At 73.7% G+C, this 15,716-nt stretch carries 16 protein-coding genes; 4 read left to right on the top strand and 12 right to left on the bottom strand.

The window, feature by feature from the left end; genetic code table 11:
• Position 1 precedes the first annotated feature (1 nt).
• Complete coding sequence (locus tag V3C34_RS05440; protein ID WP_346008270.1) at positions 2-991, top strand: NADPH:quinone oxidoreductase family protein; 990 nt, start codon at positions 2-4, stop codon at positions 989-991.
• Positions 992-1,056: 65 nt separating this feature from the next.
• Here the strand turns inward: V3C34_RS05440 and pepN are convergent, their stop codons facing one another.
• From pepN to V3C34_RS05380, 12 genes are read right to left on the bottom strand one after another with little or no spacing between them, the layout of a single operon-like run.
• On the bottom strand, positions 1,057-3,528 hold the full coding sequence (pepN, locus tag V3C34_RS05435) for an aminopeptidase N (RefSeq protein WP_068425572.1): 2,472 nt from the start codon (positions 3,526-3,528) through the stop codon (positions 1,057-1,059).
• A 49-nt stretch (positions 3,529-3,577) separates the two neighbouring features.
• Positions 3,578-4,432 carry a zinc metalloprotease HtpX gene (htpX, locus tag V3C34_RS05430; protein WP_068425575.1) on the bottom strand — a complete coding sequence of 285 codons (855 nt, stop codon included), beginning with the start codon at positions 4,430-4,432 and terminating at the stop codon, positions 3,578-3,580.
• Positions 4,433-4,456: 24 nt separating this feature from the next.
• A complete protein-coding gene (locus V3C34_RS05425; protein ID WP_068425578.1) occupies positions 4,457-5,962 on the bottom strand; it encodes a proton-conducting transporter membrane subunit in 1,506 nt (501 codons plus the stop codon).
• Positions 5,959-7,437 (bottom strand): NADH-quinone oxidoreductase subunit M, encoded by a 1,479-nt coding sequence (locus V3C34_RS05420; RefSeq protein WP_338538689.1) that lies wholly within the window; start codon positions 7,435-7,437, stop codon positions 5,959-5,961. Before V3C34_RS05420 ends, V3C34_RS05425 begins: the two co-directional genes overlap by 4 nt.
• Positions 7,434-9,275, bottom strand: coding sequence for an NADH-quinone oxidoreductase subunit L (locus V3C34_RS05415; RefSeq protein WP_345913019.1), 1,842 nt, complete (start codon positions 9,273-9,275; stop codon positions 7,434-7,436). Before V3C34_RS05415 ends, V3C34_RS05420 begins: the two co-directional genes overlap by 4 nt.
• The gene (gene nuoK / locus V3C34_RS05410) at positions 9,275-9,574 is read right to left on the bottom strand and encodes an NADH-quinone oxidoreductase subunit NuoK (RefSeq protein ID WP_068425584.1); all 300 of its coding nucleotides are present in this window, start codon (positions 9,572-9,574) and stop codon (positions 9,275-9,277) included. Before nuoK ends, V3C34_RS05415 begins: the two co-directional genes overlap by 1 nt.
• Positions 9,571-10,074: an NADH-quinone oxidoreductase subunit J family protein gene (locus V3C34_RS05405; RefSeq protein ID WP_346008269.1), complete on the bottom strand. Its 504-nt coding sequence runs from the start codon at positions 10,072-10,074 to the stop codon at positions 9,571-9,573. Before V3C34_RS05405 ends, nuoK begins: the two co-directional genes overlap by 4 nt.
• On the bottom strand, positions 10,071-10,592 hold the full coding sequence (locus tag V3C34_RS05400) for a 4Fe-4S binding protein (protein WP_345913018.1): 522 nt from the start codon (positions 10,590-10,592) through the stop codon (positions 10,071-10,073). The genes V3C34_RS05405 and V3C34_RS05400 overlap by 4 nt, the downstream gene beginning before the upstream one ends.
• Complete coding sequence (gene nuoH, locus V3C34_RS05395; protein WP_068425588.1) at positions 10,589-11,545, bottom strand: NADH-quinone oxidoreductase subunit NuoH; 957 nt, start codon at positions 11,543-11,545, stop codon at positions 10,589-10,591. The genes V3C34_RS05400 and nuoH overlap by 4 nt, the downstream gene beginning before the upstream one ends.
• A complete protein-coding gene (locus tag V3C34_RS05390; RefSeq protein WP_346008268.1) occupies positions 11,542-12,072 on the bottom strand; it encodes an NADH-quinone oxidoreductase subunit C in 531 nt (176 codons plus the stop codon). Before V3C34_RS05390 ends, nuoH begins: the two co-directional genes overlap by 4 nt.
• A 1-nt stretch (position 12,073) precedes the next feature.
• Positions 12,074-12,655, bottom strand: coding sequence for an NADH-quinone oxidoreductase subunit B (locus tag V3C34_RS05385; protein ID WP_068425593.1), 582 nt, complete (start codon positions 12,653-12,655; stop codon positions 12,074-12,076).
• A 4-nt stretch (positions 12,656-12,659) separates the two neighbouring features.
• Positions 12,660-13,016: an NADH-quinone oxidoreductase subunit A gene (locus tag V3C34_RS05380; RefSeq protein WP_068425597.1), complete on the bottom strand. Its 357-nt coding sequence runs from the start codon at positions 13,014-13,016 to the stop codon at positions 12,660-12,662.
• A 128-nt stretch (positions 13,017-13,144) separates the two neighbouring features.
• On the opposite strand from V3C34_RS05380, the gene V3C34_RS05375 reads away from it, so the two are divergent.
• The 3 genes from V3C34_RS05375 (at position 13,145) to V3C34_RS05365 (ending at position 15,628) form a co-directional block, all read left to right on the top strand.
• Positions 13,145-14,650 carry a M28 family metallopeptidase gene (locus tag V3C34_RS05375; protein WP_245634822.1) on the top strand — a complete coding sequence of 502 codons (1,506 nt, stop codon included), beginning with the start codon at positions 13,145-13,147 and terminating at the stop codon, positions 14,648-14,650.
• 133 nt (positions 14,651-14,783) lie between these two features.
• The gene (locus tag V3C34_RS05370; RefSeq protein WP_346008267.1) at positions 14,784-15,182 is read left to right on the top strand and encodes a DUF4870 domain-containing protein; all 399 of its coding nucleotides are present in this window, start codon (positions 14,784-14,786) and stop codon (positions 15,180-15,182) included.
• Entirely contained in the window at positions 15,179-15,628 is a 450-nt protein-coding gene (locus V3C34_RS05365) for a hypothetical protein (protein ID WP_068425604.1), read from the top strand. The genes V3C34_RS05370 and V3C34_RS05365 overlap by 4 nt, the downstream gene beginning before the upstream one ends.
• Positions 15,629-15,716 lie beyond the last annotated feature (88 nt).

Genomic DNA, 15,716 nt, shown 5'->3' with positions numbered 1-15,716 from the left:
CATGAGCATCCGCGCATGGCAGGTCCAGCAGCTCGGCGAGCCCACCGAGGTCCTCACCCTCGTCGACACCGAGGTGCCGCGCCCCGGGCCGGGTCAGGTCCGCGTCCGGGTGCGCGCGAGCGCGGTGAACTTCGCCGACACCCTCATGTGCCGTGGCGAGTACCAGGTCCGGCCGGAACCCCCCTTCGTCCCCGGGCTCGAGGTGTGCGGAGACGTCCTCGAGGTCGGCGAGTGCGTGACCCACGTGGCCGTCGGGGACCGGGTGCTCGGCGGGACCGCGGTGCCGCACGGCGGCTTCGCGACGGAGTGCCTCATGGAGGCCGCGAGCACCTTCGCCGCTCCCGCAGGGCTCGACGACGCGGCGAGCGCGTCGCTGATGGTCAGCTACCAGACCGGGTGGTTCGGCCTGCACCGCCGGGCCGGGCTGCGCGCGGGCGAGCACCTGCTCGTCCACGCCGCCTCCGGTGGGGTCGGGTCGGCTGCGGTGCAGCTCGGGAGGGCCGCGGGGGCCCACGTCATCGGCGTCGTCGGCGGGGCGGACAAGGTCGCCATCGCGCGGGAGATGGGCTGCGACGTCGTCATCGACCGTCGCGAGCAGGACGTCGTCGAGACCGTCAAGGCGGTCACCGACGGCCACGGGGCCGACGTCGTCTACGACCCGGTCGGCGGGCCGTCGTACGCGGCGAGCACGAAGTGCATCGCCTTCGAGGGGCGGATCGTCGTCGTCGGGTTCGCGAGCGGGCGCATCCCCGAGCCGCGCCTCAACCACGCGATGGTGAAGAACTACTCGATCCTCGGCCTGCACTGGGGCCTGTACAAGGAGCGGGACCCGCAGTCGGTCCCCGCCTGCCACGACGAGCTCGTCCGCCTCGCCGACGCCGGGAAGATCACCCCGCTCGTCGCGGAGACCTTCCCCTTCGAGGAGACGCCGGCCGCGCTCGCCCGCCTCGCGGGCGGGTCGAGCACGGGCCGGATCGTCGTCACCGCCTGAACCCGCATTGCCCTAGGGCAATGCGGGTTCAGGTCTGCATTGCCCTAGGGCGATGCGGGTCCGGGTCAGGCGCGCGAAGGGGGGAAGGCGCGGCGGGAGGCGAGCGCCTCCTCGAGCTCGGACTGCGCGTCGACGATCGCCCGGCGGACACCCTGCTGGAGGTCGCCGGTGAGCGCCACCCGGGAGAGCTCGAGCGTGCGCTCGCTGACGAAGCGTGACGGGTAGGTCATCGACGTCACCCGGGCGAGTGCGTCCTCGCCGAGCCACTCGGTCATCGGGGGGATGTCGCTGAAGTACCGCGCGACGTACGGCTCGACGAGCGAGCGGTCCTGCGGGCCCCAGAACCCGGCCGCGATGGCCACGAGCTCGTGGTTGCTGCGCGCGCGGTTGGTCGTGAGGTCGGCCCAGGCGGCGGCCTTGCCCTCGGCGGTCGGGATCGCCGAGCGGGCGGTGAGCGCCCCCAGCTGCCCGGACATCGTGTTGTCGGCGGCGCGCGCCGCGTCGATCTCGGCCTCGCCGACGAGACCGCGCCGGCTCAGCTGACCCAGGAGGATCCAGCGGAAGTCGGCGTCGCCCTCGAGCCCGGCCGGCAGGTCGCGGCCCTGCGCCCACGGGAGCAGGCGCCCCTCGACGTCGTCGGTCGTGCGGGCGACCAGCCGGGCGGCGTGCAGTGCGCGGGAGGAGCCCGGCTCGGCCTCGGCGAGCACCCGCTCCCCCACCGCGGCCATGCGGGCGCGCGCGGCGTCCTGCTCGTCGTCGGGCAGGAGCACCCGGATGACGCGGTTGGTCAGGTGCATCCCCGCGCGCGAGAAGATCGAGTCGTTGGTCTCGCCGACGAGCGCGGCCTCGCCGAGGTCGACCATGAGGCGCGGGTCGACCTGCGCGAGGGCCACGCCGTCGCGCAGCCCGACCCAGACGACCGCCCGGGCCTGCGCGTCGGACAGGCGCGGCAGCTCCGCGGGCAGGGCGCGAAGGGAGTCCTCGTCGAGCAGCGGGGTGGCCCAGGTGAGGTCCCCGGCGTTCGGCAGCACGAGGGCGGCGGCCAGGTCGAGGCCGGCGACGGGTGCGCGGTCGGCGTCGAGGGTGAGGGCGACCCGGGAGGTCTCCTGGCCACCTGAGTAGGTCGCGATGTCGAAGGCGTGCGGGCGGTCGGCGGGGTGGGCCCGCGGGGCGGTGCGCGTCACCGCGCCGGCCCGGTCGACGGCGATGGTGTCCACGCCGGCCGTCTCGAGCCAGCCCCGGCTCCAGTCGTGCAGGGACCGGCCGCTCGCCGCCTCCATGGCGCCGAGGAAGTCGGCGAGCGTGCCGTTGCCGAAGGAGTGGTCACCCAGGTACTGCCGGATGCCGGCGAGGAAGGCCTCGTCCCCGATGAACTCGATGAGCTGGCGGATGACCGCGGCGCCCTTGGCGTAGGAGATCCCGTCGAAGTTGGCGAGCGCGGACTTCGCGTCCGGGGCGGGCGACCCGGCGACCGGGTGGGTCGAGGGAGCCCGCTCGGCGCCGTAGCCCCAGGACTTGCGCGACATCGTCGAGTCCACCCAGGCCTCGGTGTACTCGGTGGCCTCGACGAGGCAGCGGTGGGCCATGTACTCGGCGAAGGACTCGTTGAGCCACAGGTCGTCCCACCACTGCGGGCTCACGAGGTCGCCGAACCACATGTGTGCCATCTCGTGGCTGATCGTGTTGGCCCGGGTGAGCAGCTCGTCGCGGCCGACCGCGCCGCGGAAGAGGTAGCTGTCGCGCAGCACGACGCACCCCGGGTTCTCCATCGCGCCGGCGTTGAACTCCGGGACGAAGACCTGGTCGTAGTCGTCGAAGGGGTAGCGGATGCCGAAGATCGAGTGGAAGTAGTCGAAGCTGCGCCGGGTGATCTCCAGCATCTCCGGCGCGGCCTCCCGCAGCTGCTCCTGCATGGAGCGACGCGCGTACAGGCCGAGCGCGATCCCGTCGTGCTCGTCGGTCACCGACACGTACGGGCCGGCGCACAGCGCGACGAAGTAGGTCGACAGGGGCTGGGTCTCGGCGAGGTGCCAGACGCCCCCGTCGCCGACGGCCCCCGAGCCGTTGCCGATGACCCGCCACTCCGCCGGCGCCTTGACGCAGAACGCGTAGGTCGACTTGATGTCGGGCTGGTCGAAGCAGGCGAACACCGCCGGCGCCGCGTCGAGGAAGAGGTGGCTGAAGACGTAGTCCTCGCCGTCGGCCGGGTCGGTCGCGCGGTGCAGCCCCTCGCCGTCGTGGCTGTAGGCCATCGTCGCCTCGACCTCGACGACGTGCTCCCCGGGCGTCAGCGTGAGCGGCAGCCGACCCTCGGCCCAGGCGTCGACGTCGAGCGGGACGCCGTCGAGGCTCGCCCGGAGGAGCTCACGCGGCTTGACGTCGACGAAGGTCTCCCCGCCGGCGGCCGCCGTGAGGTGGATCCGGGTGAGCGACCCGAAGGTCTCCGCTCCCAGGTCGAGGTCGATCTCGACCTCGGTCCGGTTCACGGCCAGCAGGTCGGCGCGGGCAAGGGCTTCATCACGGGTGAGGGAGGGCACCTCGGCATCCTGTCACCGCTCGTGCCGCATCGTGGACGAAGGGAGCCCGTCACCGCAGGTGGTGACCACCTGCCATCCCCTCGAGGCGGGCGATGCGCTCGCCCATCGGGGGGTGGGTGGAGAACATCTTCGACAGGTCGCGCGTGCTGAAGGGGTTGGCGATCATCATGTGGCTGGCGTTCTGCAGCTGCGGCGTCGGCTCGAGCGGTGCCCGCTGCACGCCCGTCTCGAGCTTGCGCAGGGCCGAGGCCAGGGCGAGCGGGTCACCGGTCAGCCGGGCACCGTCCTCGTCGGCGTCGTACTCGCGGGTGCGTGAGATCGCCATCTGGATGACCATCGCCGCGACGGGCGCGAGCAGGGCCACGGCGATGCCGGCGAGCGGGTTGCGGTCGCGGCTGCCGCCGAACCACAGCGCGATCGAGGCCACGGACGAGACGACACCGGCGATGGCACCCGCGACCGACCCGGTGAGGATGTCGCGGTTGTAGACGTGCATCAGCTCGTGGCCGAGGACGCCGCGCAGCTCTCGCTCGTCGAGGAGCTGCAGGATCCCCTCGGTGCAGCACACCGCGGCGTGCTCGGGGTTGCGCCCCGTCGCGAAGGCGTTGGGGGCGGCGGTCGGGCTGACGAACAGCCGCGGCATCGGCTGGCCGGCGCGCTGGCTGAGCTCCTGCACGATGCGGTACATCTGCGGGTACTGCTGCGGGTCCGCGGGCACGGCGCGCATGGCCCGGATCGCGAGCTTGTCGGAGTTCCAGTAGGTGTAGGCGGTCGTGGCGACGCCGAAGAGGGCGAAGAGCCAGATGTAGCGTGCGCCACCGATGGCGTAGCCGACGAGCAGGAGCAACGAGAAGATCGCGCCGAAGAGCGCCGCGGTCTTCAGCCCGTTGAAGTGGTTGTGCATGTCGTCCTCAACGCCCGGTACGGCTCAGGACGTTCCCGCGCCCAGGAGGAGGACCGGCACGCACGTGGCGCCGAGGAGCACCAGACCGGCCGAGACGGCGACGAGGGTGGCCGTGCGGTCGACCTCCTCGGGAGCCCCGTGGTCCTCGGCGGGGAGCAGGAGCAGCGCCACCCACCGCAGGTAGACCGCCAGCCCGAGGACGGCGGCGACGACGGCGGGCAGGGCCACCCACCACAGCCCCTCGTCGGCGAGCGGGCGCAGCGCCATGAACTTCGCGAGGAGTCCCGCGACCCCCGGCGGCAGCCCGGCGAGGGTGAGCAGCGCGAGCGTGAGCACGGCGGCGTGGACGGGGCGCCGCCGCAGCAGCCCCCGGTCGTCCTCGAGCCGGCGGGGCGCTCCGGGCGTGAGGGCGGCGACGACGGCCAGGGCCGCGACGACCGCGACGGCGTAGACCGCGAGGTACCCTACGGCGGCATCGGTGTCCCCGGCGACGAGCGGGGCGAGGATCCACCCTCCCTGCGTCACGCCGGACCAGGCGATGAGGCGAAGGGGGTCGTCCGCCCGCAGCGCGAGGACGGCGCCCCCGAGCATGGAGACGACCGCGACGACGGACAACGCCGGCTGGATCACGGCGTGGACGCTCGCGGCTCCGCGGACCACGGCGACGAGCCCGCCGACCGCGGCGACGGTCGAGACCGACGCGAGCAGGGTCGTGACCTCGACACCGGCCCGGGGGTAGGTCACCGGGGCCCACGCGTGGAAGGGCACGAGCGAGAGCTTGAAGCCGACGGCGACGACGAGCAGGAGGATGCCCAGGACCAGCACCGCCCGGTCACCGGGCTCCTGGCCGGCGGCCCACGAGGCCACCCCGCCGAGGCGCAGGCTGCCCGTCGCGGTGACCCACAGGCCGGCGCCGACGACGGCGATCGCGAAGGAGGCGATCGACGTCATGACGAGGTTGAGCGCGCCGCTGTCGCGGGTCCCGCCGCGCAGCACGGCGAGCGCGACGATGGGCAACGTCGCGAGCTCGAGCCCGACGAGCCAGGTCCCGAGGTCGTGGGCGACCGCGACGACGTTGGCCCCGGTGACCGTGGCGAGCAGCATCGCGACCTCGACGCCGGGGTCGGGGCGGGCCGGCGCCTCGCTGTCGAGCTGCTCCGGCGCGCTCCCCAGCCGGCGCGAGAGGAGCAGCAGCACGGCGAGGCCGGCGGCCGCGGCCACCGCCTGCAGCAGGGCACCGGACTGGCTGACCCGCAGCAGGCACTCGCTGGCGGTCTGGCCGGGCGCATCGCGCACGGCGAGAGCGGGGTCGCCCGGCAGGCAGAGCGTCGTGACCTCCCCGCCGGCAGAGGCCCGCAGGCGCAGGCCGATGGCGACCACGAGGGTGGTGAGCAGCGCGAGGACCCCGACGGCGACCGCCGGTCGCCGCCGCCGGGGCGCGACGGCGTCGAGCACCAGCACCACGACGGAGGCGATCGCGGGCGCGAGCACCGGGGCCGCGACGACGACGTCGAGCTGCGGGGCGCTCATCGGCTCACCACGCCCACGAGGGCGGGTTCGGTGACGGCGAGCAGCAGCCCGGGGACGACGCCGAGGGCGAGGACGGCGAGCGCGAGGAGCGCACCCGGGACGAGCTCGGACCGGGTGAGGACCTCACGCCCGGGTGGGGCGCTCCCTTCGCTCCCCTCACCCAGCCAGACGAGGCGGGCGACCCGCAGCGAGTAGGCGGCGGCGAGCGCGGCGCCGACGGCCGCGACGACGGCGCAGACGACGAAGAGCGCAGCGGGGCGCCCCCCGGCGGGCGAGAGCGCCGCCACGACCGCGCTGAACTCGCCCCAGAAGCCGGCGAGCCCGGGCAGCCCCAGCCCCGCGGCGAGCCCGACGAGGAGGAGGAACCCGGTGAGCGGTGAGGTGTCGCGCAGGGCGGCGCGCGGGATCGTGAGGTCGTCGTCGCCCCAGTGGTGCTTGAGCCCGCCGACGACGAGGAAGAGCAGCGCCGAGATCACCCCGTGCGCGATGTTGGCGTAGAGGGCCGCGGTGACGCCCGTGTCGCTGCCCGAGGCGAGGGCGAGCGCGACGAAGCCCATGTGGGCGATCGAGGACCAGGCGATGAGCCGCTTGAGCTCGCGCTCGACGAGGCAGACGAGCCCACCCCAGATGATGCCGACGACGCCGCACACGGCGAGCACCGGGGCGAGGCGGGCGAAGCCGTCGGGCACGGTCGCCAGCGGCAGCCGGACGAGGCCGTAGGTGCCCATCTTCAGCAGGACGGCGGCGAGCAGCATCGACCCGGCGGTCGGCGCGGTCGTGTGCGCGAGCGGCAGCCACGAGTGGAGCGGCCACACCGGCACCTTGACGGCCAGCCCGAGGGTGAGCAGGACGGCGACCGTCACCTGCACGCCGAGGCCGAGACCCTCACCGCGGGCGGCGCCGAGGGCCGCGAGGTCGGCGGTGCCGGAGCGGCTCACGAGCAGCAGCACCCCGAGGAGCATGAGCGTCGAGCCGAACCCGGTGTAGAGGACGAAGCGGGCGCCCGCCTCGCGCCGGGCCCCCGGGTCGCGGTCGTCACCGAAGCGGGTGATGAGCACCCACATCGGCACGAGCACGAGCTCGAAGGTGACGACGAAGAGCAGCGCGTCGCGCGCGGCGAAGGTCGCCACCGCACCGGCGAGCGTGAGCAGCAGGCACCCGACGAAGGTCGCCGCGCTCCCGCCGCGCGGCCGCTCACCGAAGGTGGTGCCGCACGCCGCGGCGGTCACGGCGGCGGCCAGCACGGCGAGCGGCCCGCTGATGCCGTCGAGCCCGAGGTGGATCCGCAGACCGAGCGCGGGGAGCCACGGGATGTCGACCACGGCGCCGCTCCCCCAGGCGACGGCGACGAGGGCGAGCGTGAGGAGCGCGCCGAGCAGACCGGCGCGGCCCGCGGTGCGGGCCGACAGCTCGGTGCCGGCCCCAAGGAGCACGGTGCCGACGAGCAGCGGGAGGACGCAGGCCAGACCGATCACGCGACCCCCCACAGGACGAGGCCGGTCACGGCCGCGAGGGCGAGCAGTCCGCCACCGAGCAGCGCGAGGCCGGAGGACGGCCGCGCCCGGCGGTGGGCGGTCGTCCCGGCGTCGGCCAGACCGAGCGCGCCCCATGCGATGCCCCGCACGTACGTGTCGAGGACCTCGCGGTCGAGGAAGGCGACGAGGCGCGCGAGCGCGGCGACCGGGCGCACGACGGCGAGGCGCTGCACGGCGTCGACGCCCAGCCCGGCGCCGACGAGGCGTCCGGGGCCGGCGACGAGACGCTCCTGCTGACCGGTCCGGTGGAGCAGCCACCCGATGGCGATGCCGACGACGACGAGGAGGAGCACGATGACGAAGAGCCCGGCCGGGACGTGCCCGGCGTCGGGCAGTCGCGGCCCGAGCGCCAGGCCGCCGACGATGCTCGCGACGGCCAGGACGAGCAGGATCGCGAGCACGGCCGCGGGCATGACCGCACGCGAGCGGGCCCTCCCTTCGTCCCCGAGCGCGACGACGAGCAGCGCCCGGGTCGCGTACGCCGCGGTGACGGCGGCGGTCGCGAGGAGGGAGACGAGCACGAGGCCGGCGAGGGCCCCACGCGAGCCGACGTCCTCGCCGACGGCGGCGACGACGTGCTCCTTGGTGAGGCCGCCGAGGACGAGCGGGACGCCGGCGAGGGAGACGAGCCCCGCGGCCCACGCGCCGAGGGCCACGGGGTGGGCCCGGCCGCTGCCGACGAGGGCGCTCGCGGCCGTCGACCCGCGCGTGGTGGCGAGCCACCCGACGGCGAGGAAGAGCAGCGACTTGAAGATCGCGTGCCCGTAGAGGTGGCCGAGTGCGGCGCCCGCGGACGGGCCGGCCCCGGCCGCCGCGAGGGGGGCGAGCATGACGCCGACCTGGCTGACGGTCGACCAGGCGAGCAGCCGTTTGAGGTCCGGCTCGACGAGCGCGCAGAGCGCCGCGAGCAGCATCGTCAGCGCCACCGAGACGGCCAGCAGCGCCCGGGCCGCGTCGGCGCGCAGCAGCAGCGGCAGCAGCTGGCTCAGCACGACGGTGCCCGCGGCGACCATCGTCGCCGCGTGGATGAGCGCCGACGCCGGGGTCGGGCCCTCCATCGCGTCGAGCAGCCAGTGGTGGAAGGGCAGCTGGGCCGACTTGCCGAGCACGCCGATGACGACCAGCACGAGAGCGGTCGAGCGGGTCGCCGGGTCGCCCGCGGCGGAGGTCCAGTGGGCGATGACCTCCGCCCGGTCGGTGGTGCCGGCCCCGGCGACGAGCACGGCGGTCCCGAGGAGCAGCCCGATGTCGGCGATGCGGGTGACCATGAAGGCGCCGTGCGCCGCCCGGCGCGGCTCCGGCCGGCGCGACCAGTGCCCGATGAGCAGGTAGGAGCACCAGCCCATGACCTCCCAGCCGACGACCGTGAGGACGACGTCGCTCGAGAGGACGACGAGGAGCATCGCGGCGGCGAAGAGCGAGATCGTCGCGTGGAAGACCGCGCGCCGGTCGTCGTCGGCGAGGTACCAGGCCGAGTAGGTCTGCACGAGCGTCGCGACGAGCACGACCACGAGGGCGATGAAGGCACTCGTCGCCGTCAGCCCGAGCGTCAGCGGCAGGTCGAAACCGCCGAGCACGAGGGCCGGCCCGGTCGGCGACACCGGGACGAAGGGGGCTCCCCCCACCCCGGGCACCGCGCGCGCGAGCGCGACGACGCACAGCAGCAGCGTCGCCGCGGACCCGGCGAGCGAGACGAGGACGGCCAACGGGCCGCTGCGGGCCGCGAGGAGTGCGAGCACGGCGGTGAGGCACGGCAGCGCGACGAGGGCCCAGGCCATCAGCCGGCGTCCTGGGACAGGTCGATGTGGCCGCGGCGGCGGTAGGCCGCGACGATCACGGCCAGGGCGACGACGACCTCGGCGGCGGCGATGGTGATGACGAAGAGGGTGAGCACCTGGCCCGACCACGTCGCGTCGTGGCCGAGCGCGCCGGCGGCCACGAGGAGCAGCCCGCCGCCGGCGAGCACGAGCTCGGCGCCGACGAGGACGAGGACGGCATTGCGCCGGGCGAGGATCCCGTAGAGGCCGAGACCGACGAGGACGCTCGCGAGCAGGTACGGGCCGGCGGCGTGGATCATCGACGGTCCTCCCGCGTGAGGCCGGAGACCGCGAAGGCCCCGACGAGGGCCGCGAGGAGCAGCAGCGAGAGCAGCTCGAAGGGCCACGCCCACGTCGAGAAGATCTGCCGGGCGAGCTCGGCGCTGCCGCCGGGGCGGACCTCGGTGCGCGTGGCGGTCGGCAGGAGCACGGCGGCGACGAGCCCGGCGGTGCCCGCGCCGACGACGGCCGCGAGGGCACGGTGGGCCGGGCCGCTCGAGTGCTCGGCCCGGGGCCCGATGGGCGCGCGGGTGAGCATGAGCGCGACGATGACGAGCACGACGACCGCACCCACGTAGACGAGGACCTGGACGAGCGCGACGAGCTCGGCGCCGAGGACGAGGTAGCAGCCGGCGAGGCCGAGCAGCGCGACGACGAGCCACAGGGCCGAGTGCACGACCTGGCGGGTCGTCACCGCGAGCGCGGCGGAGCCGGCGGTGACCAGGCCGGTCGCGGCGAAGGCGAGGTCGAGCCCGGTCAACGCCGGCCCCCGCGGGTCGGCTTGCTGGCGGCGCCCACCTCGGGTGCGTCGGCGGCCCCCGGGTCGAGCTCGGGCGGGGCGGGGACGTCGGCGACCCACTGCCCCAGGCGCTCCTTCTCGTGGAGCAGGTCGCGGATGTCGGTCTCGGCGTACTCGAACTGCGGGCTCCAGAAGAGCGCGTCGAAGGGGCAGACCTCGACGCAGATGCCGCAGTACATGCACAGCGAGTAGTCGATGGCGAAACGGTCGAGGACGTTGCGCTGGCGGGCGCGCCCCCCTTCGCTCGCCGGAGGCACCTCTTCCTTGTGCGAGTCGATGTGGATGCACCAGTCGGGGCACTCGCGGGCGCAGAGCATGCACGAGGTGCAGTTGCTCTCGACGAGGGCGATGACGCCGCGGGAGCGAGCCGGCAGCTCGGGGGCGACGTCGGGGTACTCGGCGGTGTGGGGCGTGGCGAAGAGCTGCTTGGCGGTGGCCGCCATGCCCTTGGCCAGGCCCGGCACGAAGTCCTTGCTCACGCGGTCACCACCACCCCGACGGCCGTGAGCGCCAGCTGCGCGAGCGCGAGCGGGACGAGCACCGTCCACGCGAGCCGCTGCAGCTGGTCCTCGCGCATGCGTGGCCAGGAGACGCGGATCCAGATGATGAGCAGGACGACGAGCGAGCCCTTGAGCAGGGTCCACAGCCACCCGAGGTGGTCGGCCAGCGGGCCCTGCCAGCCGCCGAGCCAGAGCACGCCGAAGAGCAGCCCCATGACGACCATGCCCGCGTACTCGGCGAGCATGAAGAAGGCGAAGCGCAGCCCCGTGTACTCGGTGAGGGGGCCCATGACGACCTCGCTGTCGGCGATCGGGGCGTCGAAGGGGGGACGCTGCAGCTCCGCGGTCGCGGCCACGAGGAAGACGAGCGCCCCGGGCAGCTGCCACACGAGCCACCACGGCGACCAGGCGTCGACGACCCCGGGGAGCGAGAGCGTCCCGGCGGCCATGGCGACGGACGCGACGGACAGCACGAGCGGCAGCTCGTAGGCGAGCAGCTGTGCGGCGGAGCGCATCCCGCCGATGAGTGCGTACTTGTTGGCGCTCGCCCAGCCGGCCATGAGCGTGCCGAGGACACCGACGCCCGTCACCGCGAGGACGAGCAGCACGCTGCCGGGGACGTCCGCGGCGGAGACCCCCGGGTGGATCGGCAGCAGGGCGAGGGCGACGAGGTAGGGGACGAGGGCGACGGCCGGGGCCAGGCGGAAGACACCGCGGTCGGCGGCGGCGGGGGTGATGTCCTCCTTCTGGACGAACTTCACCCCGTCGGCGACGAGCTGGGCCCAGCCGTGGAAGCCCCCGGCGTACATCGGGCCGAGCCGGCCCTGCATGTGCGCCATGACCTTGTGCTCGGCCTGGCCCGCGACGAGCGGCAGGACGAGCAGGGCCGCGAGCGCGGCCAGGGAGCGGAGGGAGATCTCGAGCAGGCTCATGGCTCTCGCGGCCCCCACTCGGGCCCCGGCACCCCGGGGGCCGCCACCCGGCGGCGGCTCGGCGACCTCGTGGAGTGCCCCTCGCCGGGCTCCTTGCCGCCGGGCCAGGGACGGGTCGCGCGGGCGGCGAGGACGAAGGACTTGCGCAGGGGCGTCCCCTCGAAGCCGTCGGGCAGGAGGAGCGGGCGCAGCCCCAGGCCGGTGCCGTCGACGAAGCCGGTGAACTCCTGGCCGAACATCTCGTGGGTCTCGCGCTCGTGCCACGCGGCGCCGGCGAAGACCCCGGTGATGCTCGCCAGCGCCTCGCCGAGAGGGACACGGGCACGCAGGAGCAGGGTGCGCTGGTCGCGCTCGGGCGTCGGGCGCGGGTCGATGAGGTGGCAGACGACGTCGAGCCCGGGGTGCTCCTCGCGGTCGCTCTCGTCGACCGCGCTCAGCCAGTCGAAGAAGGTGTAGCCGCGGTCCCGGGCGTCGCCGACGGCCCGGCGCCACTCGTGCGGCGCGACGGTGAGGCGTTCCTCGGGCACGTCAGCCCCCCTTCGTCGGACGACGCAGCAGGCCGCGACGGACCTCGCCCGCCCCGGCCGTGCGGTGGCCCGCGTAGCGCGCGCGCAGGGCGCCGGTCGAGAGCGACTCGGCGGCGATGTGGTCCTGGAGGGTGAGGATGCCGTGGAGCAGCGCCTCCGGGCGCGGCGGGCAGCCCGGGACGTAGACGTCGACGGGGACGAGCTGGTCGACGCCCTTGGTCACCGAGTAGCTGTCCCAGTACGGGCCACCGGAGTTGGAGCAGGCGCCGAAGGAGATGACGTACTTCGGCTCCGGCATCTGGTCGTAGAGGCGGCGGATCGCCGGCGCCATCTTGTCGGTGACGGTGCCGGAGACGACCATGAGGTCCGCCTGCCGCGGACCGGGGGCGAAGGGGATGACCCCCAGCCGGATGAAGTCGTGCCGGGCCATGGAGGCAGCGATGAACTCGATGGCGCAGCAGGCGAGCCCGAAGTTGAAGACCCACAGCGAGTAGCGCCGACCCCAGTTGAGGACGACCTTCATCGGCTTGGGTGCATGGGCGCCCACGGCCCCCACGCGCGGCATCGGCAGGTCGGTCGTCATGGCCTCACGTCCACCGCAGCAGGCCGCGCCGCAGCGCGTGCACGAGACCGAGCAGGACGACGCCGATGAAGATCGCGACCTCGAGCAGGCTGATCGGGCCGAGGTCGGAGCGCAGGACGAGGGCCCACGGGAAGAGGTAGACCGCGTCGACGGCGAAGACCACGTAGAGGAAGGCGTAGGTGAGGTAGCGGACGCGGGTCTGCGCCCAGTCCTGCCCGACCGGGTCGACACCGGACTCGTAGGTCGTCAGCTTGGCGCGGGTCGGGGCGGAGGGGGCGAGCAGGCGGCGGGCGGTGTACGCGGCCACGACGAGGAGCACGCCCACGGCGAGCGTCCCGGCGACGACGAGGTAACCATCCACGTCCGCACCCTATCCGCGCCGCCCGCCGACATGGCGTCGCGTAAAGCCCCGTTGCGCGTCGTGGGGCCCTAGGTTCACTCGGACACCGGGGGGCAACGGCGCCTCCCGGCCGACCGGAGGACACCATCGTGCGATCACGTACCGCCGCCGCTACCGCGGCCGCCGCGACCGCTGCCCTGGCGATCACCACCCTCGCCAGCAGCCCGGCCCAGGCAGTCAACCCGAACAACAGCAAGAAGATGACGCAGGCCGTCACCGTGGACAACGTCCACGAGCACCTCGAGCAGCTCCAGGCCATCGCGGACGCCAACGACGGCAACCGCGGCGCCGGGACGTCCGGCTACGAGGCGAGTGCCCGCTACGTCGAGCAGACCCTGCGGGACGCCGGGTACACGACGGAGCGGCAGAACTTCTCCTTCATCTACGAGGAGGTGCACACCTCGAGCCTGGAGGAGATCTCCCCCGACGCGCGCACCGTCGACGGCGTGCCGATGTCCTACAGCCAGCCGACGCCCGCGGAGGGGGTCACCGCCGAGCTCGCGGCACCGACCACCGCGATCGGCTGCACCGACGGCGACTACGCCGGCGCCGACGTCGTCGACAAGATCGCGCTCGTCAGCCGTGGTGAGTGCTCCTTCGCGCAGAAGGCGGTCGCGGCCAAGGCCGCCGGCGCCGACGCCGTGATCATCTACAACAACACCACAGGCACCCTCAACGGCACGCTCGGCGGTGTCGACCCGGCGGGCGCCCCCGCCACCGGTGTGACGCAGGCGGAGGGCCAGGCGCTCCTGGCCAAGATGGCCAACGGCCCGGTGACGATGAAGATGGTCCTCACCAAGACCCTGGAGGAGCGCCAGACCTTCAACGTCCTCGCCGAGACCCGGACCGGCCGCGACGACAACGTCGTCATGCTCGGCGCGCACCTCGACAGCGTCCACGACGGCCCCGGCATCAACGACAACGGGTCCGGCTCGGCCGGCATCCTCGAGACCGCCGTCCAGCTCGGCAAGGTCAACAAGCTCAACAACAAGGTCCGCTTCGCCTGGTGGGGCGCCGAGGAGCTCGGTCTGCTGGGGTCGGAGCACTACGTCGCCGACCTGCAGGAGAACGACCCGGCCGCGCTCGACGACATCGCGACGTACCTCAACTTCGACATGATCGCCTCGCCCAACCACATCATCGGTGTGTACGACGCGAACGAGTCGACCTACGAGGCCCCGGTCGAGGTGCCGGCCGGCTCGGCGGCGACGGAGCAGGTCTTCACCGACTACTTCGACGCCGACGGCCAGCCGTGGGTGGACACCGAGTTCTCCGGTCGCAGCGACTACTCGGCCTTCATCTCCGCGGGCGTCCCGGCCTCCGGCCTCTTCACCGGCGCCGACGGGACCAAGACCCCGGAGGAGGTCGAGATGTTCGGCGGTGAGGCCGGCGTCATCTACGACCCGAACTACCACACCCCCGCCGACGACATCACCAACGTCAACATGGATGCCCTCGACATCATGAGCGACGCGATCGCCCACGCGACGATCACCCTCGCCCAGTCGACGAAGGACATCAACGGCAAGACCAGCCGCGGCACGTCCGGCAAGCCCGGACCCACCGTCCTGCCGGACGGCGTCGAGGCGGCCTGACCGCACCACCGCACCACCGCGCCACCGCCGGCCGAAGGGGGGATGTCCCCCCTTCGGCCCGGCGGCGCCCCGGATGGATCCGGCTGCGCCGACGGGGCAGAGTCGAGGGCAACGACCCACACAGGAGGACCCCGTGAGCGAGCACCCGCAGCACCCGAACCCCCCGCAGTACGCCCAGCAGGCGCTCGGCCCGAGCGAGGAGCGCAACCTCGGGATGCTGGCGCACCTCGTGCCGGCGATCCTGCTCCCGCTGAGCGCCGGCACCCTGGGCTTCGTCGGCTCGCTCGTCATCTACCTGATCTACAAGGACCGCGGGCCCTTCGTGCGCCAGCACGCCGCCAACAGCCTCAACGTGCAGATCATCACCGCGATCCTGCTCATCGTCTCGAGCGTGCTCATGCTCGTGCTCATCGGCTTCCTCACCTACCCGCTCGTCATCGTCGCCGCGACCGTCATCCACGTCGTGGGCGCGATCAAGGCCAACAACGGCGAGTGGTGGACCCCGCCGCTCACGCCCCAGCTCGTCAGGTGAGCGGCCCGGGGGCGAAGGGGGTCGTCGTCGCCGGTCACGGGGTCGCCTCCGGCCGGGCGGCCGACTCCCCCTTCGCCGCCGGGACGATCGAGCTCCAGGCCCCGCACCTCGCGGCACGAGGGCTGGACCTCACCCCCTTCGTCATGGCGACCGTCAACGTCGACCTCGCCCCGCTGCGGCTCGTGCTCGAGGAGCCGCGGTGGACGTTCGCGGACGTGCGGTGGACCGACGTGCACCCGGCGGAGACCTTCTCCTTCGTCGAGTGCGCGGTGACGCGCCGGGGCGAGCGGGTCGAGGGACTCGTCTACCACCCGCACCCGGAGACCAAGCCGATGCACCACCAGCCCGCGACCGTCGTCGAGCTGCTCCTGCCGCGGCTGCGCGGGCTGGCGCCCGGCGATGCGCTGCGGCTCGAGGTCGCCGAGGGCCAGGCGCGCTTTGCATAACGCGGCGTTATCCATCTCATAACGTGACCAACTACAGACACCGGGCAGGTCCGCCTTACCATGGGAGGAGACCGGGGGGATCTCCTCG

It is taken from the genome of Janibacter terrae (assembly GCF_039636765.1).
In the GTDB taxonomy this organism is placed as follows: domain Bacteria; phylum Actinomycetota; class Actinomycetes; order Actinomycetales; family Dermatophilaceae; genus Janibacter; species Janibacter terrae.
This window is presented reverse-complemented; position numbering and strand designations above follow the sequence as displayed.